Consider the following 19,987-nt stretch of genomic DNA (forward strand, 5'->3'; position numbering starts at 1 on the left):
CTAGGCAATCGCCTTGCGCATCTCGATCGATGTCGTCCGATCGAAGCCGGCATGGCGATTTTCGGCCGTCTTGCGAAAGCCCCATGCGGCAAAGGTAGCATGGTTGTCGACCAGCTCAATCCGCGTTTCCAGTCGCAACGCCTTGAGGCCAAGCTCTCGCGCCGTTGTCTCGGCCAGGCCCAGCAGTCGCTTGCCGATACCTTTACCCTGTGCTGCCGGCAGCACGGCGAGCTTGCCGACATACAGGCTCTCTGCCTCCGGCCGGCAGAAAATGCAGCCGACCAGTTGCTCGCCATTGAGGGCAGCGTAAGCGATCTCGCTAAACGCCTTCGCTTTCAGCGTTTCCGGCGTCAGCGCCAGCGCCGAGGAGGGCGGATCGATGCGCCCGTTCATATAGGCAAAGGATGTCAGGATGAGATTCAGCAACGCATCCCAGCGGTCGAAGCCGTTATCGAGGCGACGAAGCGCGATTTCGCTCATTCGGCGGCGACTCGAGCGCGTTTGCGGCGATAGCGCACGGTTTCGAAGCGCGAGGAAAGCCCGTCATAAAGCAGCAGGCGGCCGATCAGCGGCTCGCCGATGCCTGTGATGAGCTTGATCGCTTCCATTGCCATCAGCGTGCCGATGACGCCTGTCAATGCACCGATGATGCCCGCTTCCGCGCAGCTGGGGATGAGACCTTCCGGCGGTGGGGCGGGAAAGAGATCGCGATAGCGCGGATTGGGATTGCCGTCCGCATCGCTTTCATAGGGCTTCAATGTCGTCACGGACCCATCGAATCTGCCGACTGCGCCGGTCACCAGCGGCAGATGCGCTGCCTCTGTCGCGTCGGCTGCGGCGTAGCGCGTGTCGAAATTGTCGGAGCCGTCGATGACGAGATCGAAACCGGCAAGGTGCCGTGCAGCGGTGTCGAGGCTAAACCGCTCCTCGAAGCGGATGACCCGCACATGCGGGTTTAGCCGGGCGATGGCATCTGCCGCACTCTGCGTCTTCATCTCGCCGATCGTACCCGTATCGTGAATTATCTGCCGCTGCAGATTGGACAGCGAAACGCGATCGTCATCGGCAATGCCGAGCGTGCCCACGCCGGCAGCGGCGAGATATTGCAGCACCGGCGCACCAAGGCCGCCGGCGCCGATGACAAGCACACGCGCCGCCTTCAATTTTTGCTGGCCGGCGCCGCCGACCTCCGGCAGGAGGATATGGCGGTGATAGCGGGCGATTTCGTCTGAGGTCAAAGGATCCATGCGCTGAAGTCTAGCACAATCGCGACGAAGGAGGCGCTAGGATTTCGTAATGCCGCCATGCGCCACGGTAAAGAATTGCGCGCGGTCGCCAAGCGCCGAGAACATCGATTTGTCGGTGCCGGTCACGAAAGCCTGGCCGCCGAGGCCGTCGATGAGATCAAAAAGGGCTGCCCGCCGTCCCTCGTCGAGATGCGCAGCGATCTCGTCCAGCAGCAGGATCGGCGCATAGCCCGTCAGGTTGCCGACAAGGCGTGCATGGGCAAGGATGAGGCCGACAAGAAGGGCTTTTTGCTCGCCCGTCGAGCAGCGTTCCGCTTCCATGTCCTTTTCGCGGTGGCGTACGAGAAGGTCGGCTCGATGCGGTCCGTCCAGCGTTCGGCCGGCGGCTGCATCGCGGTAACGCCCCTCGCGCAGCATATCGGCATAGGCGTCTTCCAGATCGACGGCCGGCCGGTCGAACTGTCCGTCAAGGAAGCCGGAAAGCTCCAGCGCCGCCGAGGGGAACGGTGTCGTCTCGCGCGTTTCGGCGATCAGCTGCGAGAGGAGGCCGAGCATTTCCTGCCGCGCGATCGCCATGGCGATGCCGAGGCTCGCCATCTGATCTTCGATGCCGCCGAGCCAGGAAGGATCGAACCGGTTTTCGGACAAGAGCTTGTTGCGGCTGCGCATGGCGCGCTCGAAATCGCTGGCGCGGCGGCCATGGGCGGGATCGAGCGACAGGACCAGCCGATCAAGGAAGCGGCGACGCTCCGAGGAGCCGCCGGTAAAAAGGCCATCCATCGCCGGCGTCAGCCAGAGAACGCGCAAATGATCGGTCAGCTCGTCGACGGTCTTGGCCGGCGTGCCGTTGATTCGCAGCCGGCGGGCGGCCGATTCGTCGGTCGTATCGATACCGGTACCGATTTCGACGCCGCCATCCATCCCCTCGAGCTCGGCGAAGATGGAAAAGCCACCCGGCGCATTGACCCGGGTAACATCGGCATAGGCAGCGCGGCGCAGGCCGCGGCCGGGCGACAGCAGCGAGACCGCCTCCATGAGATTGGTCTTGCCCGCGCCATTGTCGCCGGTCAGCACCACATGCCGCTCGTCAAGCGCCAGCGCTGCCGCCGCGTAGTTGCGGAAGTCCGTGAGCTTGAGGCGCGAGATGGAAACCTTGTTCGGCATGTATCCCTAGGATTCGCAATCGATGGCCGAGGCGTATGCCGAAGCCCGCACAAGTGCAAGGTTTTTGCGGCTTTTCTCCCTTCTGGACGAAAGCGTGTTGGCTGCAATGAGGCTCTGGCACTCGCCGACCGCGCTTCCTATATCGCGATACTCGGGAAAGTTTTGGATGAGGGGCGCATCAATTGGAATTTGCAAAGACACTTCTCGCGCATACGCACGGCAATTGGACACGCGTAAAGACGGGCGAATCGGGAGATCTTGTCTATCGACGCGAGGATGGTCTCGCCTACGCGAAAATCGCATCGTCAGCCCGGTCGGCCGATCTTGCCTGCGAGCGCGATCGGATGCTTTGGCTGCAGGGCAAGGGTATGGCTGTCCCTGAAATCATTGACTGGCATGAGGTAGAGGAGGGCTCGTGCCTGATCATCACTGCAATTCCTGGCGTGCCGGCAGCCGAACTGAAGGGAGATGCGCTGCTGAACGCCTGGCCGTCGATGGCGCGGCAATTGAAATCTCTTCACGAAGTGCCGGCGGATCGATGCCCCTTTGATCGCAGCCTTTCGTTGATGTTCGCAAAGGCAGCGGATGTGGTTTCGCGAGATGCCGTGAACCAGGATTTTCTCCCGCCGGAAGATTGGGACAGGCCGGCCCGCGAACTGCTTGATCGCGTCGAGCGGGATCTGCCCGTGCGGCTCGCTCAGGAGGAGATCGACCGGGTTCTTTGCCACGGCGATGCCTGCATGCCGAACTTTATGGTCGATCCGCATAGCTTGCAATGCACTGGTCTGATCGATCTCGGCCGGGCAGGGAAGGCGGATCGCTATGTCGATCTCTCACTGATGATTGCCAATGCCGAGGAGAGTTGGGTGACGCCTGAACAGGGTAAGCGAGCCTTTTCGATCCTGTTCGAAACTCTGGAGATGGCCGAGCCCGACCGGGAGCGTCTCACTTTCTATCTCCGGCTCGATCCGCTGACGTGGGAGTGATTCGCATACCTCAATAAAAAATCCGGCCGAATCATCGGCCGGATTCATGTGAAACATTTTGATTCGCCAATCAGTCGCTGAACGTATCGAAGAAATCCTTCATGCGGGCGAAGAAGCCCGTCGATTCGGGATTGTTGTCCTTCGAAGAGATCTGCTCAAATTCCTGCAGCAGCTCGCGCTGGCGCTTGGTCAGCTTCTGCGGCGTCTCGATCTGGATCTGGATATAGAGATCGCCGACCTGGCTGGAGCGCAGCACCGGCATGCCCTTGCCCTTCAGGCGGAACTGCTTGCCGACTTGCGTGCCTTCGGGAACGGTGACGCGCGATTTCGTGCCGTCGAGGGTCGCGACATCGAAAGTACCTCCGAGAGCCGCGGTGGTCATCGAGATCGGCACGGCGCAATAGAGATCGGCGCCGTCCCGCTGGAAGAACTCATGCGGCTTGACGGAGAGGAAGATGTAGAGGTCGCCCGAAGGACCGCCGCGCAGGCCGGCTTCGCCTTCGCCCTGCAGGCGGATGCGCGTGCCGTCTTCGATGCCCGACGGGATATTGACAGAAAGCGAACGCTCCTCGGTGACACGGCCCTGGCCGTGACACTTGGTGCAGGGGTCGGGAATGATCTGACCGCGGCCGTGACAGGTCGGGCAGGTGCGCTCGACGGAGAAGAAGCCTTGCGCCGCGCGGACACGGCCGGAACCCTGACAGGTGCCGCAGGTCTTCGGCTGCGTGCCGGGCTTGGCGCCCGAGCCGGAACAGACGTCGCAGGTGATCGAGGTCGGCACGCGAATCTGTGCCGTCTTGCCGCTGAAGGCCTCCTCCAGCGAGATTTCCATATTGTAGCGAAGATCGGCGCCACGTTCGCGACCGCCGGATGAACGCCCGCGCGAGCGTCCACCACCCATCATCTCGCCGAAAATATCCTCGAAAATATCGGAGAATCCGCCGCCACCGAAACCGGCTCCGAAGCCGCCACCGCCGCCCATGCCGCCATGCTCGAAAGCAGCATGGCCGTAGCGGTCATAGGCTGCGCGCTTCTGCGGGTCCTTGAGCGTTTCGTAGGCTTCGTTGATTTCCTTGAACTTCCGCTCGGCGTTGCTGTCGTCCGGGTTCTTGTCCGGATGATATTGCATTGCCAGCTTGCGAAAGGCGCTCTTCAGCTCTTTCTCGTCCGCCGTCTTGGAGACGCCCAATGTCTCGTAAAAATCCGCTTTTGCCATATTAAGGATTAGAACCCCGGAAATGGATTTCCGGCTGCCCGAAGGCAGCCGGAGCTAAGTTTCATCGAGAATCTTTCGATTCGCGCTTATGCAGACCGCTTGCGGTCGTCTTCGTCCTTGATTTCCTCGTAGTCGGCATCGACGACATCGTCCTTGCCGCCTGCTGCCGAGGCATCACCCGAAGCTGCTTCCGCCTGCTGGGACTCATAGATCGCCTGGCCGAGCTTCATGGAAACTTCCATGAGCGTCTGGGTCTTGGCCTTGATGTCTTCGGCATCCGGCTCGGAAGCTTCGGTTGCCGCCTTCAGCGCTGCGATCGCGTCGGAGATTGCGGTGCGATCGGTTTCGGTGACCTTGTCGCCGTAATCCTTCAGCGACTTCTCGCTGGAGTGGATCAGGCTTTCAGCCTGGTTCTTGGCTTCGACACCTTCGCGGCGCTTCTTGTCTTCAGCAGCGTGAGCTTCTGCATCCTTGACCATCTTCTCGATGTCGGCGTCGGAAAGACCGCCGGAAGCCTGGATGCGGATCTGCTGTTCCTTGCCGGTGCCCTTGTCCTTGGCCGAAACCTGGACGATGCCGTTGGCGTCGATATCGAAGGTGACTTCGATCTGCGGAACACCACGCGGTGCCGGCGGCAGGCCGACGAGGTCGAACTGGCCGAGCAGCTTGTTGTCTGCAGCCATTTCGCGCTCGCCCTGCGAAACGCGGATGGTCACGGCCGACTGGTTGTCGTCGGCGGTCGAGAAGGTCTGCGACTTCTTCGTCGGGATCGTCGTGTTGCGTTCGATCAGACGGGTGAAGACGCCGCCCAGCGTTTCGATACCGAGAGACAGCGGGGTCACGTCGAGGAGCAGAACGTCCTTGACGTCGCCCTGCAGAACGCCGGCCTGGATGGCTGCGCCGAGAGCGACGACTTCATCCGGGTTGACGCCCTTGTGCGGCTCCTTGCCGAACAGCTGCTTGACGACTTCCTGCACCTTCGGCATGCGGCTCATACCGCCGACGAGAACGACTTCGTCGATTTCAGCGGCGGTGACGCCGGCATCCTTGAGGGCTGCCTTGCACGGAGCGATGGTGCGCTGAACGAGATCGTCGACCAGGCTTTCGAGCTTGGCGCGGGTCAGCTTCAGCGTCAGGTGCTTCGGACCGGTGGCGTCTGCCGTGATGAAAGGCAGGTTGATTTCGGTCTGCTGTGCGGACGAAAGTTCGATCTTGGCCTTTTCGGCGGCTTCCTTCAGGCGTTGCAGAGCGAGCTTGTCGCCCTTGAGGTCGATGCCGTTGTCCTTCTTGAACTCAGCCACCAGATATTCGACCAGACGCATGTCGAAGTCTTCACCGCCGAGGAAGGTATCGCCGTTGGTCGACTTCACTTCGAAGACGCCGTCGCCGATTTCGAGGATCGAGATATCGAAGGTGCCGCCGCCAAGGTCGTAAACGGCGATGGTCTTGCCGTCCTTTTTGTCGAGGCCGTAAGCAAGCGCTGCAGCCGTCGGCTCGTTGATGATGCGCAGGACTTCGAGACCGGCGATCTTGCCGGCATCCTTGGTTGCCTGGCGCTGAGCGTCGTTGAAGTATGCGGGAACGGTGATAACGGCCTTGTCGACCTTTTCACCAAGATAGGATTCGGCGGTTTCCTTCATTTTCTGAAGGATCATTGCGGAAATCTGTGCGGGCGAATAGCCCTTGCCGTTGGCTTCGACCCAGGCGTCGCCATTGTCGCCCCGAACGATGTTGAAGGGAACAAGGTGCTTGTCCTTCTCGACGGTCGGATCTTCGTAGCGGCGGCCGATGAGGCGCTTGACAGCGAAGAGGGTATTCGTGGGGTTGGTGACAGCCTGGCGCTTGGCCGGCTGGCCGACGAGACGTTCACCATCGTCGGTGAAGGCAACCATGGAGGGGGTGGTCCGGGCGCCTTCGGCATTTTCGATCACTTTTGCGTCCTTACCGTCCATGACGGCGACGCAGGAATTTGTCGTTCCAAGGTCGATACCAATTACTTTTGCCATGTCATTCTCTCCTTGAAGCAAGCTATCGGAACCCCTGTCAGGCATTCCATTGACAGCCCCTTACGGGATGGTCTTGAGGATTGCGCAGCCATGACTGCGGTGATGCCGCGTATATAAGTAGCGGTTTTACTGACTGCAAGGCAGGAAATGGCCTGAAATCCAGCAAAACAAATGGTTTGTCGCCCAAATTCCACATGGTCCCATATGCGCCGGGGACCTCAGGATTTGACGCGACCGCGTATCAGAGCAGCCTTGCCGCGGCCATGCAAGCGTCTACTGCATAATTCCTTAAATCGGGATCGATTTAGGAATAAAATTATGCAGCAGATCTAAAGCGCGATAGCGACCTTAACGCGCCCTATGTGGCGCGCAGTGCCGTGATGCAAAAATGCGATTTTATCGACCGAGGATGACGTCGAGCAGCGAGGAGCGATGCGGCCGCGTGGTGGCGACCGGAGCGCCGCTATCGCCGACATCGGCAGGCGGTATATCGCTGTCATAGGGGTTGGAGCTGTAGGGATTGGTATCGTCGGCCAGATTTGCCGGCGGCAGGTCCTGCGGATCCTCGTTGGCCGAGACCTGATTGACGATCTGCGGCTGGATCGGCTGCTGCGATGGCCTTTGCTGCAAGGTCGGCTGCTGGATCGGCTGTCCGCCGTCGGCCACGCCGGAGATGATGTTGCCGATGGTGGTCGGCTGGTCGCCGTTCGGTCCTGTCTGCGCCATCGGCAGGCCGTTGTCGATGATCTGGCCGCCGCCGAAGATTGGCGTCGGCGTGATGCCCTTATGGGCGGCAACCATGAATTCCTTCCATGCCTTTGCCGGCAGCCCGCCGCCGGTCACCTTGCGCATCGACTTGCCGTCGTCATTGCCGAACCAGACGCCTGTCGTCAGATGGCTCGTGAAGCCGACAAAAAGCGCATCGCGGAAGGATTGCGTCGTGCCCGACTTGCCGGCCGCCTGCCAGCCTGGAATGCGCGCGGCCTTGCCGGTGCCATTGGCGATGACGCCGGCCATCATGGCGTTCATGTTGGTGACGATATCCGGATTCAGCACGCGCTCCGAATTGCCTGTATTGGTCTGGTAGAGCACCTTGCCGGAGGCGGTCGTTACCCTCGTGATGACATGCGGCGCCACTTTGTAGCCGCCGTTCATGAAAGTGGCATAGGCGGAGGTCAGCTCCAGCAGCGACACTTCGGAGGTGCCGAGCGCAATCGAGGCATTGGCCTGCAGGTCCGATTCGATACCGAGCCTGCGGGCGACCTTGATGACCTGATCCGGCCCGACCTCGGCGACGATCTGCGCGGCAACCGTGTTCAGCGATTTCGCGACGGCGGTGGCAAGCGTCACAGGGCCGCTGTAGCGCTGCTCGTAATTCTCCGGCGCCCAGTTGCCGATCTTGACCGGCATGTCGTTGCGGATCGAATTCGGCGTCAGGCCCATCTCAAGTGCTGCGGTATAGACGAACGGCTTGAAGGCGGAGCCAGGCTGGCGCTTGGCGGTGACAGCGCGGTTGAACTGGCTCTGCGCATAGTCGCGGCCGCCGACGAGCGCGCGGATGGCGCCCGTTGCATCGACGGAAACGAGGGAGGCCTGCGAGGCGTTCAGCTTCTTGCCTTCCTTTTCGAGCACGTCGCTCAGCGCCTTCTCGGCCTTTTCTTCGAGCGACATGTCGAGCGTGGTGTCGACGATCAGGTCTTCCTTGACGTCGCCGCCGATCAGCTTCGGGAGCTGGTCCATGACCATGTCGGCGACGTAATTCTCGGCGCCGCTCCAATAACTCTTCGATCGGGTCGGCGGCTGCGCCATCGCCGTCTTGATGTCGGATTCGCTGATGAAGCCCTGGTCGTGCATGGCCTGCAACACTAGTTGCGCGCGGGCCTCGGCGGCGGCAGGATCGCGGGCCGGCGACAGCCGCGACGGCGCCTTCACCAGACCGGCAAGCATGGCGGCCTCGCCGAGATTGACGTCCTTGGCCGATTTATTGAAGTACCGCCGCGACGCGGCCTCGACGCCATAGGCGTTGGAGCCAAAATAGACGCGGTTCAGGTACATCGTCAGGATCTGGTCCTTGGTGTACTTGTGCTCCAGCCACAGCGCCAGCAGCACTTCCTGCACCTTGCGCTCCAGCGTGCGGTCCGGCGAAAGGAACAGGTTCTTGGCGAGCTGTTGCGTGAGCGTCGAGCCGCCCTGCACGGCGTGGCCCGTCACGACATTTGTCACCATGGCGCGGGCAAGGCCGATCGGGTCGAAGCCGAAATGCGAATAGAAGCGCCGATCCTCGATGGCGATGATGGCTTCCGGGATATAGGGCGACATGTCACCAAGCGCGACGGCTTCGCCGCCCGTCGTGCCGCGATTGGCGATCAGGCTGCCGTCGAGATCGTTGATCTTCACATTCGGCGGCCGCTCCGGGATCGACCAGGTGCTGGCACTCGGCATGCGCGAGCCGTAGTAGGCGACAAGACCGGCAAGGCCGATGCCAGCCCAGAGGCAAAGCACGAGGCCCCAATAGATCGTCGAACGAATGAAGCCGAAAAAGCCGCGGCGCGGCGGTGCACGGCGCGCAGGTTTGCGGCGGCCGCGGGCGCGGGTGCGACGAGGCTTTGCGACCACGGGCTCATACTCGTCGTCTTCATCCTCTTCTTCGTCGGGTTCCGGCTCTTCATAGTATGTCTTGGAAGAAGATGAATATGCCTTGGCCGAACGCCTGCTGCCGACGATGCGTTCGCCGGCATTGAATCCGTCATCGCTGCGTTCCCGGCCGCTGGAAAAGGATGGTTCTATCCTCTGGCGTGATTTCTTCTTATCTGCCATTGCCGGCCGGTCGTACCTCGGTGCCCTTGTAATCCATGTCTTCTATCAGGCTGACTACGGGAGCGGTAGAAATCTTTGAGCCTGCTCCGTCGCCTGGGTGGCGCGCGCCCGAAAACCGTCATTGGCTTTCAAGGCGTAGCAACCCGCTATTCGTCCACGCACCCCTCGTGAAGACATCAAGTCCCGCCTGAACTGTAAATGCGGCGATTTAAGGAGGGATTAAGAACATTCCGGTCCGCATTGTCGCTGTCTTCGCCCGGCGTCCGCCAGGCGTGTGCACGGAACTTTTCGCTATCCTGAGCATTATTCCCTCATAAAACGATAGAGGGCGAACCTATGAGTTCATTGCTGAAGATAGAGGAAGTTGTAGAGAGCAAGCTGCGGGAGGTCTGGAGCGTCGAGGATTTCGCCCGGCGTCATCGGATTTGCAAGGAGGAGGAAGCCCGGCTGAAAAAGCTGTTTGGCGACTTCGCAACGAAGCAGGAATTGCTCTCAAACGCGCAAAGGCCGCCCCAATTTCGTTGATGGGTCGCTGAAAGGATTTGGCAGGCCGGCGCGATGTTTCGTGGGCTGCTGCGGCCGAAGGATTCGCAGCGGAGGAGGCTACGCCAATGTGGACACGTTTCGAATTGTGGCTGGTCGACCAGATCGACCGAATATTCGGCCTCGAACGGCTTGCACGCCGTGCCGGTTTTTCCCCGGATGAGGCGAAGCGGATCGCACGTGAAAAATAGTTCGCCCGTGCGGCTTCAGTTATCCGCAGCCATGTCCGTTCTCCTGAAATTACAGGATAGCACCTCGCTTGCCTCCATACAGAGCGAGGCTGCCACCCGGATGCGTCGCTACTTCGCGAGGCGCACGCAATCTTCCATATTTTCGAATGGGCTGATCGAGGTTATAGTGAGGCATGTGGCCGTCTTGAAGGGCGGTTCCAAGTAATTGGTAGCGCGTGAGGAGGAGTGTTCATGCGACACATCAAATGGAGCAATCCAATCGAGGTCGGTTTTGCTCAGGGTACGTTCCAGGTCGTCACGGGCCCGTCCGAGGCTCTCAATTGCATGGCCAATCTCTGGCCTGACCGGCGTGGTCCGCTCTACGTGGCGGCAAGAAGCCTTTGCCGGGCTGCCATCGATGGCCGCAAATCCGCCGAAGAGGCACGGGAAATGTTCATCTCGGCGACACGGGAAGCGCATCTCAAGATGCATTGAAGCATGCCGCTACCATCGAAGATTGACCGTCCAAATCTTGCGAACCGGCGAAAGCGCGGCAGAAGTCGAGAGTTTTGGACGCGTGTTTTTCCATGAAAGCATCTCTTGAGTGCAGCTCCCGCATGGTGGCGAGCGCATTCTTCTCGGAGGCGATACATCTCATCAAAAAGGCCGACGACTTTCAAAGTCGCCGGCCTTTTGGCTTTTCAGGCTTTGGCAGAGCTGTCCGTCAGCGATTCGAGCCTCTTACGGACATCCGGCAATTGGGCTCCGACGCGGGGCATGGATCCCGATGATCCGGGCTGTAGGGTCCTGGTTGGCCGGCGTTGGGCCGCGGATTGTTCTGCGGCTGCGGCTGCGGCTGAGGTTGAGGTTGAGCCTGCTGCGGTTCCGGGCGCGGGCGGTTGTCCGGACGATTATTGTCCGGGCGATTGTTGTCGCGCTGGCGGTCCGGCCGGTTACCCCAGTCCTGGTTGTTGTCGGGGCGCTGTCTGCCCCAATCGCGATTGCCATCACGTTGCCTGTCCCAGTCGCGGTCACGATCGGGCCGGCGATCCCAGTTGCGGTCCGGCTGGTTGCTCCAGTCCGAGCCGCGATCCCAATCGCGGTTGCGATCCGGACGACGGTCCCAATTGCGGTCCGGCCCGTTATCCCAGCCGGGGGAATTGCGGTCCCAGCCGCTGTCCGGGCGGCGATCGACCCAGCCGGGGCCGCGGCGCCAACGGTCGCGGTCACGATAGAAGTCACGGCCGCGATAATAGCGACCCCAGTAGTCGTCGAAGTTGAAGACGACCGTCGGAATGCCAAGCGGGCGGTAATATTGCGGACCGACATAGATGCGGCGTGACTGGTAGGTCGCCTGGATATAACGGCCGGCAACCCATCCGCGGCCGCCATAGAAGGAGACATCGCACCACGGCGTATCGTTAAGACAGCCATTGATCTGAAGCGGTACACCGACGGGGATCATCGTCACCGCCGGATAGGCAGTGCTCGGGCCCGACCGCATATTGACGTTGGCGGTGGCAAAGCCTTCCGCCGCTTCCGCGATGGTCGGCAGCGCCACGAGCGCCGCCAGAATACCCGCCGCAAGAATCTTGAACCTCATAGATTACTCTCCCTTTGCGCAGCCATGCCGCGAAATCGCTGCCCGGCGCCTGTTCCGCTGTCGTGCGCCTACCCCGGCGCTCTTCGGTAAGACTTTCCAATTTCGGCAAGATAAAGGCCTAGCGCTGCACGGAATCTGATAGGATTCCATGATGCCTCTTCAATCTTTGCATGTGTTATAAAAGTAATTGCATGAATGCAGCTTGAACGGCTCACGTCGAAACTAAAATGCTGCCTCTCGAACTCCGCCGATAAAGCCCGCCAGACTTAGCCGACATCGCCAGAACCTTGCCCGGGAAGGGCAGGTTTTCGCCAGGCTTGCCTATCCTCATCGGCGTTACCGATGTGGCAGCATCGACTGCTTCAAGAGCTTTTTCGAGGAAACTAAAAAGCGGCCTTGAAATTGCCACCTTACCCTCTCATATACTCTTCAGTCATGCAGCCGATGGGCGCTGGCGCGCTGGAAAGCGAGCCGTTTGGTCCGTCGATATCATGGAAGCAGCGTTAACTCTTCGTTGACCTTTCATGATCAATCTGGCTGCAGTTCCGCCCTTGCCTTTGACCACGGATGTACTGGCACTGATGTGAAGGCGGATGGCGAAAGGCCGGATCATTCCGGCCTTTTTGTTTTTTGGCGATGGCGTGCTTCCGGCGAAAGCGGAGTGCGCCATTTTCATTTTCGACTCTTTCGCGTGACAAAAGAAAAACCGCCGCAGATGACTGCGGCGGCTTTGCATTTTAAGCGATGCGCCCGCCAGGCGGGCGATATCCTTAGTTCGCCTTCTTGGCCGAAACCTTGACAACCTTGGGCTTGGCAGGAGCCTGGGCAATAGTCGCCTTACCGGCCGGCACATAGCCAGCGCCGATATTGATGTTCAGCCCGATATAGTCGAGAGCGCTCTGCTGGACAGCCTGCGCCAGGCTCTGCTGAGCAGCGGTCACGTTGCGCTGCGCATCGAGAACGTCGAGTAGCGAGGATGCACCATCCTTATAGCTCGCGGTCGAAAGCTGCAGGGCTTCCTGATAGGACTTGACCTGAGCCTGCAGTGCGGCGACCGTCTGTGCGTCGCGAGCGACGGCGGACAGATAGTTCTCGACGTCTTCGATAGCCGAACGTACCGTTGACTGCCAGGCAAGATAGTTCTCGCGGCTCGTCGATTCCGCACTCTTGACACCGGCACGCAGGGCGCCACCGTCGAAGATCGGCAGGTTCAGCTGCGGGCCAAACGACCAGGTGGTCAGGCCGCCGCTGGCCGACGAGGTATGGATATAGGTCGGCGAAATCGAACCGCTGAGCGTGATCGACGGGAAGAGCTTGGCTTCAGCAACGCCGATCTGGGCCGTCGAGGCTGCAAGGGTCCGTTCTGCAACGCGAACGTCCGGACGGTTGCGGATGAGGTCGGCGGGAACGCCGGTGCGAACGCTGCCGCGGAACACCGGCTGCCTGCCACCGCCCTGCATCTGCGCGATGATCGTCGATGAGGGAACGTTGAGCAACGTCGCGATATGATGCACCTGCTGACGATAGCTGATTTCATAACCAGGTACCAATGCCAGCGTCTGGTTGACAAGGCCCTCGGCCTGAACCACGTCGAGGCGCGATGCAGCACCGGCTTCGAGCTGGAACTTCGTCAGCGAGAGCGTGTCACGCCGGGATTTCAGGTTTTCCTGAGCGATCGAAATGAGCGCCTGGTAGTAACGGGCGTTGACATAGCTGTTGGCGAGATCCGAGAGAAATGCCAGACGCTGGACGTCGACGGTGGAATAGGCGGCATCGAGCGAGGCGTTGGCGCTTTCCGTTGCGCGGCGATACTGACCCCAGAGGTCGAGCAGCCAGGAAGCCGAAGCTGTGCCCGTCGTCGTGTTCCGTCGTCCAGCTGAGCTTGATACTCTCGAGCCACCCTTCTGGCCGCTGGTCGTGTTGTCGCCGGAGACGGTGAGGCTCGGGAGACCGCCTGCACCTGCGGTAACGACGGCAGCTTCCGCCTGGTTGATACGTTCCAGCGATTGCTGGATGGTAAGGTTCTGGGCAAGTCCCTGTGCGGCGAAGGCGTTCAGCTTGGAATCGCCGAAAGCGGTCCACCATTGCGAGCCGGCGATATCGCCGTTCGCCTTCGTACCGCCCTCCGAGAATTTGGCCGGGAGAGGCATTTCCGGTGGCTTATGGTCTGGGCCGCTGACGCAGCCTGCCAAAACAAGCAGCAGGGCGGGGGCGGCAGTACGAATGGAAACCATCACATTGTCCCACAATTCAATTTACTGATTCAGTGTCTTTTGACGGAGTCGACATGACTCCATGTTCCGGCGCTCCAGTCTTACGCAATACAAACAATGACCCGAAGCGGTCGGCGTCAATCTAGCAACGAGTTTTGCAATAGCACAGTGGCTTTTACGAATTCTCGGCTGCGAACATATGTGGGATCGGCCGAAATATCAGCTTATCGGTAAAAAAAATCTGAAGTGTTGCAAAAAACATACCCTCGCATCCGCAATCAAGGGATGTGAACGGCGCAAAGCTCCGCTGGCACCGCAACTTAAGGGAAGTCCCGGCGTGTCGATTCAGCCAAACGACCGTTCAGACGGTCTCTTAAGGGAAATAGCGGGCGAGGCTTGCGCGAACCCGGTCGCGCGGTGTCGCGCTGTGATCGTCGGGCACGAAAGCAGTGCCCGTAATCGCTTCGTAAGCGCGGATATAGACCTTGGATGTCTGTTCGATGAGGTCGCTCGGAATCTCCGGAATCTCGTCCTTGTAAGGATCGCAGCGCTCCGTGACCCAGGCGCGGACGAAATCCTTATCGAAGCTTTCCGGGCGCGCGCCCTTTTCGAATCTGTCCTGATAGCTGCCGGCCAGCCAGTAGCGGCTGCTGTCAGGCGTATGGATCTCGTCGGCAAGGATGATGGTGCCGTTTTCATCAGTCCCGAACTCATATTTGGTATCGACGAGGATCAGCCCCCGCTTGCGGGCGATGTCTTGCCCGCGCGCGAACAGGGCAAAAGCGTAATTTGTCAGCGTCTGCCACTGCTCTTTTGTCAGAAGCCCGTGCTCGACAATCTGGGTCGGCGTCAGTGGCTCATCGTGGCCGCCGTCGAATTCCTTGCTCGTCGGCGTGATGATCGGCTCGGGCAGGATCTGGTTGTCGCGCATGCCATCCGGGAGCGTGATGCCATACATCTCGCGCTGACCCTTTTTATAGAGCGTCAGAACCGAGGTGCCCGTGGTGCCGGCGAGATAGCCGCGAACGACGACCTCGACGGGCAGGATATTCAGCCGCTTTCCGACGACGACGTTCGGGTCCGGATAGTCGATGACGTGGTTCGGGCAGATATCGCGTGTCTGTTCGAACCAGTAGCGGGCCGTCTGCGTCAGCACCTGGCCCTTGTAGGGGATGCAGGTGAGGATACGGTCGAAGGCGCTCAACCGGTCGGTGCTGATGATGATGCGGCTGCCATCGGGCAGATCGTAATTCTCGCGCACCTTGCCGCGATAGTAGTTGGGCAATTCTGGGAAATGGGCTTCGGAGAGAATTCGCAACGCGTCCACCAACAGGCTCATGCATCCGCCTGGCGGATGCTTCTTGAGCGGACCCTTAGCGCATTGCAGCCGGAATCGGAACGGTTTTCACACATAATAATATGTAAACGGCTCCATTCGTCGGTTACGGGCGCGAAACGTGTCAGGCCGGCCGGCGCCAGCAACCATTTTCACCCTGCTCGAGGATCGGTGTCGAAAACACGCCGACGATCCTCTCGCTCCATCGCTTGCCGCTCAGATCGACACGATCCCGCCAACGATCGGATTGCAGCATGGCCGCGCCGATCACGACAGGCTCGATATTGCAGGATGCCAGGAGGGCAAGCCCGGAAACGATCGACGCGCCGCTGGAGATGACGTCGTCAATCAGCGCTACGCGCCTGCCTTGCAGCAATGGCAACATGCGCGGATCCATATAAAGACGCTTCTCCTGGTTCGGCGTGGTGATGGAGGAAAGCGCGACCGACAGTTCGTCGCGATACCAGAACTTGCGCGATGTCCCGAGCGGCACGTAGCGCGCATGGCCGAGTGCGCGGGCAACTGCTGCTGCCAGTGTCAGGCCGAGGGTCGGCAAACCGGCGACGACATCGACATCATAAGCTGCGATCCGCTCCGCAAGCGCCTCCGCCAGAGCTTCCAGAACGGTGAAGCTTGCCTGATTGACGATCAGCGATGCCAGCGCATGTTCGCCATCGGCAAGCATCCGGATCGGCAGACACAGCTGACGCGCGTCCGGCAATTCGGCGACATGAAAATCCGCGCGCTCCTCCATGGGATCGAAAGTGTCAGGCGCATGCAGCTCCTGCCAGAAGTCATGGGGTTGCATGGCAGTCTGCCTCTATCTGTTGACCTTCATTCCTGCGCGCCGGTGCAACTCGAGGATCTCTGCCTCCGTCAGGGCGCGCACGCCCCCCTTCGGCAGATCGCCGAGCGCGATATCGCCAAAGGCGACGCGTACCAGCCGCAGGCAGTCGATGCCGAGCGCCTCGAGCATGCGCCGTATCTGACGGTTACGACCTTCCTTGAGCTCCACCTCGATCCAGCAATTGCGATCGCCGCTGCGTAGGAGGCGGGCGGAACTGGCGGTCAGCAGTTCGCCATCGTCGATGATGCCGCGCTCCATGCGCGAAAGCTGCTCGTGATCCATGATCCGGTCGACCTGCACATGATAGGTCTTGCCGACATGGCTGACCGGATCGAGCAGGGCCTGCGCCAGTACCGTATCATTGGTAAAAAGCAGCAATCCCTCGCTCGCCTTGTCCAGTCGTCCGACAGGAGCGAGGTGGCGGGCATCGATCTCCCTCAGGCAATCATAGACCGTCGGGCGTCCCTCGGGGTCGTCGCGGGTGGTCACCAGCCCGCGCGGCTTGTTCAGCATGAAATAGAGCTTTTTCTCCGCAGCGATCTCCGTGCCGTCGACCGCGAATTTCGAATGCTCCAGATCGACCCAGGTGGTAGGGTCTGACACTTGGCGTCCGTCCACGCTCACGCGGCCGGCCGCGATCAGCGCCTCTGCCTGGGTGCGGGAGCAATAGCCGAGTTTGGAAAGCGCCCGCGGCAAGGTCACGCGCTTGCCATCTGGTTCCGGCCTGCCTTTCGCCGCCCTGCCGGATCTTTGCGGTGATTGCCGTTGGCTCACCCGTCTCGCCTCATGTGCTTGTTGCCGTAGCCCGGCATGACAAGCCGGAGAGCACAATCCTTTCGCATGGCAGCGAACCGGACGCAAATCGCATTGTCGAGGCAGGATCGGAAAGGCCGGCCTGAAAGGCAGACAGGGCTCGCATTTCATGGACACGAGCCCTGTCGCGGACCGGAGCGGGCGATGGGGTCGGGTAGACGGCAACGTGGCTGCCGCCATTCGCTCCGGAGGGATCGCGGTTGCGGAGAAACTGCACTGCTTCTTTTGCTGGGATTTTTCAAAAGAAGCGAAATTTGTTACAGTTTGTAACGCTGGCCGTTTCCCTGTTGCCAAAACCGCCTCTCGCCCCGCATGGAAGAGCCATGGTTTCCGCATCGCTGCTTCTGGTCGAGGACGACCGCGAGATTAGGGCGCTCCTGGAGGAGTTCCTGAGCCGTGAGGGTTTCTCCGTGCAGGCGGCCGACAGTGCCGCCGCCATGGATCGCCTTTTGTCCAGGGGCTTTCCTGATCTGATCATCCTCGATCTGATGTTGCCCGGCGAAGACGGCCTGTCGGCATGCCGGCGCATCCGCGCCCGCAGCAAGGTGCCGATCCTCATGCTGACGGCGAAAACGGAAGATATAGACCGCATCCTCGGCCTCGAAATGGGGGCCGACGATTATCTCGGCAAGCCTTTCAATCCGCGCGAGCTCCTGGCGCGCATCCGCGCCATCCTTCGCCGTTCCGGTCCGGAACGGCCGGAAGATAGCATCCGGCCGTCGAGGCGAAAGAGCTTTGCGGGGTTGACGGTCGATCTTGATGGCCGGGTGATCGAGATGGACGGCGAGCGCGTCGTGCATCTGACGACGGCAGAATTCGATCTGCTCGTCTGCTTCCTCGAAAGGCCGCGCCGTGTGCTCTCGCGCGAGCAATTGCTCGACTGGACGCGGGGCCGCGGCGCCGATCCGTTCGATCGCACCATCGATGTCACCGTCTCCCGCCTGCGCACCAAGCTTGGCAATTGCCTGCCCGATGGCGCCCATATCATCACCACCGTGCGCAATGCCGGCTATCTCCTCACAATGGACGTGAAAGATGTCTGAGCCATGCTGAAACTCGGTCTCGTCGCCCGCATCATCATGATCGTCGCCGTGGCGCTGTTCATCATTCAGCTTGCGGCCTTTGCGGCCGCACAGCTGAAACCGGATACGCCGTTCAATCCGGAACTGTCGCCCGCCAAGCAGGTGAAGACCGCGATCCGTCTTCTCGATGCCATTCCGCCCGAGGCGCAGCAGACTGCGGTGCGAGCGCTGAATGCCAACGGCCTGGCGATACGGCTCGCCGATGCGCCCGCAGCCGGTGACAAGAGCGGAACTTCGGATCTTACGCTCACCGGCAAGTTGGCGCGTGAATTCGCTAACATCGCCTTCGGCGACCGGTACTTCAACATGCGCTCGCTCTCGGAAAAGCCACAGGGCTGGTTCTCCGCCGGTGAGCCGGGCAGGATCGTGGAAGTGTCGATCGGCGTTGCCGGCGGCAAGATCGCGGTCTTCAACCTGCCCGAAACGCCGACAGTGCGATTGAACGGCATTCCCATCGGCCTCATTGCCGGCATTCTCGGCATGCTGGTCGCCGTCATCGCCATTGCCGCCGTGGCGCGCGAAACCCGGCCCTTGACGCGCTTGTCGCGAACCGTCAACTCGATAGGCAACGGATTGCAGCCGGTTCATATTCCCGAAAGAGGCGCCTGCGAGCTGCGCATGCTGATCAAGGCGATCAATGCCATGCAATTGCGCATCGCCGCGCTAGTCAGCAACCGTACCCTCATTCTTGGAGCGATCTCGCATGATCTGAGAACTTATCTCACCCGCTTCCGCCTGCGCATGGAAATGATGCCCGAAACGCCGCATCGTGAGCGGGCGATCGCCGATGTCGAGGCCATGCAGCGGCTGGTGGAGGACGCACTCGGCTTTGCCCGCAGCACCGTCGTTTCGGATGGCAAGACCATCGTCGATCTCGATGCGGCCATTCGAGGTCACCTTGCGGAGCGGCAAGACGGGCAGGGCCTCGTGGGTTTTGCGCCGATCGGGCAGTCGATTGGCGTGACGATGACGGAGACCGCTCTGGTACGGGTACTCGACAATCTTATGGACAATGCGCTGCGCTACGGTAGCCGTGCCGATATTGTCGTCGAGCGTCGTGGCGATCACGGCGCCATTGTCGTCGGCGATCGCGGACCGGGCATCCCGGCAGAGCGACGCAAAGAGGTCCTCGAACCCTTCGTGCGATTGGAGGAATCGCGCAATCGCGATCTCGGTGGCAGCGGGCTCGGCTTGGCGATCGTCCGCCAGATTCTCGATGCGCATGGCGGCACACTCTGTCTGGAAGACCGCGAAGGAGGCGGCCTGAATGCCGTTGTCCTGCTGCCACTGGCGATAATGGAAAGAAGAGCGGCCTGAAGACAGGTACCGCTTAAGTATCGATCGCGTCAGGGCGCGATCGACGCGTTCTGCAAGGGTGCCTGCTCAATGGCAGGTCAGGAAGTTCTGCAGCTCTTGCCGGCTCAAGACGATGCCCGCAGCCGCCTTCTGTGGATCAGGATGCGTATAGGTGAAGCTCGGCAGGTCGGGTAAATCCAATGCCTGGCGCATGCTCATAATACCGAGCGCACGGCGGCCATTGGCGCTGTCGAAGCTGACTTCGATAATGCTTTCCGGTCTTGTAATATGCATTGTTTCCTCCCTTCCCTTTTTATCTGCTCAAACCATAGCAGAAACCTTATGGAAAATCTTGGTTTTTCTGGGGCTTGCGGCGGCTGGATTTGCTCGTGAACCCAACAAGCAGCCCGGAAGGCGTGCTCAGACCAATGAGCAGGGCATATATGGAGGGGAAGCCTGTCGGATTCCGCCGCTTGAGCAAAATTTGACCATCCGGACAACATTTTTGCGCCCTTTCGAGGAAAAATTCTCCACCATTCCCCCATCTCGCACAAATTCCTGTTGTTTTTCATGGTGTTACAAAAATGTCAGAATTTTTACAGCTGGAGTGTTGACTACTTCATTGGGTAGGGTCTATAAGCCCGATCA

The 19,987-nt window shown here is 60.4% G+C and carries 18 protein-coding genes; 6 read left to right on the forward strand and 12 right to left on the reverse strand.

What is annotated here, in order from left to right:
* Genes PH562_RS23955 through recF form a run of 3 tightly spaced genes read right to left on the reverse strand, consistent with a single transcriptional unit; the run spans position 1 to position 2,411 of the window.
* Positions 1 to 480: a GNAT family N-acetyltransferase gene (locus PH562_RS23955; protein ID WP_483315376.1), complete on the reverse strand. Its 480-nt coding sequence runs from the start codon at positions 478 to 480 to the stop codon at positions 1 to 3.
* Entirely contained in the window at positions 477 to 1,247 is a 771-nt protein-coding gene (locus PH562_RS23960; protein ID WP_285176159.1) for a molybdopterin-synthase adenylyltransferase MoeB, read from the reverse strand. Before PH562_RS23960 ends, PH562_RS23955 begins: the two co-directional genes overlap by 4 nt.
* A 36-nt stretch (positions 1,248 to 1,283) precedes the next feature.
* Positions 1,284 to 2,411, reverse strand: a complete 1,128-nt coding sequence (gene recF, locus PH562_RS23965) for a DNA replication/repair protein RecF (protein ID WP_285176160.1) — start codon at positions 2,409 to 2,411, stop codon at positions 1,284 to 1,286.
* 182 nt (positions 2,412 to 2,593) lie between these two features.
* Here recF and PH562_RS23970 point away from each other — a divergent pair, with 182 nt between their 5' ends.
* Positions 2,594 to 3,397, forward strand: a complete 804-nt coding sequence (locus tag PH562_RS23970) for an APH(3'') family aminoglycoside O-phosphotransferase (RefSeq protein ID WP_285176161.1) — start codon at positions 2,594 to 2,596, stop codon at positions 3,395 to 3,397.
* 70 nt (positions 3,398 to 3,467) lie between these two features.
* Here PH562_RS23970 and dnaJ read toward each other — a convergent pair whose 3' ends face one another.
* The 3 genes from dnaJ to PH562_RS23985 all read right to left on the reverse strand — a co-directional run bounded on the left by dnaJ (position 3,468) and on the right by PH562_RS23985 (position 9,436).
* A complete protein-coding gene (gene dnaJ, locus PH562_RS23975; RefSeq protein ID WP_069615446.1) occupies positions 3,468 to 4,613 on the reverse strand; it encodes a molecular chaperone DnaJ in 1,146 nt (381 codons plus the stop codon).
* An 86-nt stretch (positions 4,614 to 4,699) separates the two neighbouring features.
* Complete coding sequence (dnaK, locus tag PH562_RS23980) at positions 4,700 to 6,619, reverse strand: molecular chaperone DnaK (RefSeq protein ID WP_285176165.1); 1,920 nt, start codon at positions 6,617 to 6,619, stop codon at positions 4,700 to 4,702.
* Positions 6,620 to 7,015: 396 nt separating this feature from the next.
* Entirely contained in the window at positions 7,016 to 9,436 is a 2,421-nt protein-coding gene (locus PH562_RS23985) for a transglycosylase domain-containing protein (protein WP_285176166.1), read from the reverse strand.
* A gap of 336 nt (positions 9,437 to 9,772) precedes the next feature.
* On the opposite strand from PH562_RS23985, the gene PH562_RS23990 reads away from it, so the two are divergent.
* The 3 genes from PH562_RS23990 (at position 9,773) to PH562_RS24000 (ending at position 10,644) form a co-directional block, all read left to right on the forward strand.
* A complete protein-coding gene (locus PH562_RS23990; protein WP_113232720.1) occupies positions 9,773 to 9,961 on the forward strand; it encodes a hypothetical protein in 189 nt (62 codons plus the stop codon).
* An 86-nt stretch (positions 9,962 to 10,047) separates the two neighbouring features.
* Positions 10,048 to 10,170 carry a hypothetical protein gene (locus PH562_RS23995; protein WP_285176169.1) on the forward strand — a complete coding sequence of 41 codons (123 nt, stop codon included), beginning with the start codon at positions 10,048 to 10,050 and terminating at the stop codon, positions 10,168 to 10,170.
* 231 nt (positions 10,171 to 10,401) lie between these two features.
* Entirely contained in the window at positions 10,402 to 10,644 is a 243-nt protein-coding gene (locus tag PH562_RS24000) for a DUF982 domain-containing protein (protein WP_113232722.1), read from the forward strand.
* 229 nt (positions 10,645 to 10,873) lie between these two features.
* On the opposite strand, the gene PH562_RS24005 is transcribed toward PH562_RS24000, so the two are convergent.
* The 5 genes from PH562_RS24005 to PH562_RS24025 form a co-directional block, all read right to left on the reverse strand.
* Positions 10,874 to 11,752, reverse strand: a complete 879-nt coding sequence (locus tag PH562_RS24005; protein ID WP_285176171.1) for an SH3 domain-containing protein — start codon at positions 11,750 to 11,752, stop codon at positions 10,874 to 10,876.
* 770 nt (positions 11,753 to 12,522) lie between these two features.
* Positions 12,523 to 13,986, reverse strand: a complete 1,464-nt coding sequence (locus PH562_RS24010; RefSeq protein WP_285176173.1) for an efflux transporter outer membrane subunit — start codon at positions 13,984 to 13,986, stop codon at positions 12,523 to 12,525.
* A 352-nt stretch (positions 13,987 to 14,338) separates the two neighbouring features.
* Positions 14,339 to 15,283: a phosphoribosylaminoimidazolesuccinocarboxamide synthase gene (locus PH562_RS24015; RefSeq protein WP_285176184.1), complete on the reverse strand. Its 945-nt coding sequence runs from the start codon at positions 15,281 to 15,283 to the stop codon at positions 14,339 to 14,341.
* Between the two features lie 142 nt (positions 15,284 to 15,425).
* Complete coding sequence (locus tag PH562_RS24020) at positions 15,426 to 16,109, reverse strand: phosphoribosyltransferase (RefSeq protein ID WP_285176174.1); 684 nt, start codon at positions 16,107 to 16,109, stop codon at positions 15,426 to 15,428.
* A gap of 12 nt (positions 16,110 to 16,121) precedes the next feature.
* A complete protein-coding gene (locus tag PH562_RS24025; protein ID WP_285176175.1) occupies positions 16,122 to 16,922 on the reverse strand; it encodes a pseudouridine synthase in 801 nt (266 codons plus the stop codon).
* A gap of 362 nt (positions 16,923 to 17,284) precedes the next feature.
* On the opposite strand from PH562_RS24025, the gene PH562_RS24030 reads away from it, so the two are divergent.
* Both PH562_RS24030 and PH562_RS24035 read left to right on the forward strand, forming a co-directional pair.
* A complete protein-coding gene (locus PH562_RS24030) occupies positions 17,285 to 18,004 on the forward strand; it encodes a response regulator (RefSeq protein WP_285176176.1) in 720 nt (239 codons plus the stop codon).
* Positions 18,005 to 18,007: 3 nt separating this feature from the next.
* Positions 18,008 to 19,360, forward strand: a complete 1,353-nt coding sequence (locus PH562_RS24035) for an ATP-binding protein (protein WP_285176177.1) — start codon at positions 18,008 to 18,010, stop codon at positions 19,358 to 19,360.
* A 66-nt stretch (positions 19,361 to 19,426) separates the two neighbouring features.
* Here PH562_RS24035 and PH562_RS24040 read toward each other — a convergent pair whose 3' ends face one another.
* Entirely contained in the window at positions 19,427 to 19,633 is a 207-nt protein-coding gene (locus PH562_RS24040; RefSeq protein WP_113232728.1) for a hypothetical protein, read from the reverse strand.
* Positions 19,634 to 19,987 lie beyond the last annotated feature (354 nt).

This window comes from Rhizobium centroccidentale (genome assembly GCF_030182565.1).
Classification (GTDB): Bacteria; Pseudomonadota; Alphaproteobacteria; order Rhizobiales; family Rhizobiaceae; genus Rhizobium.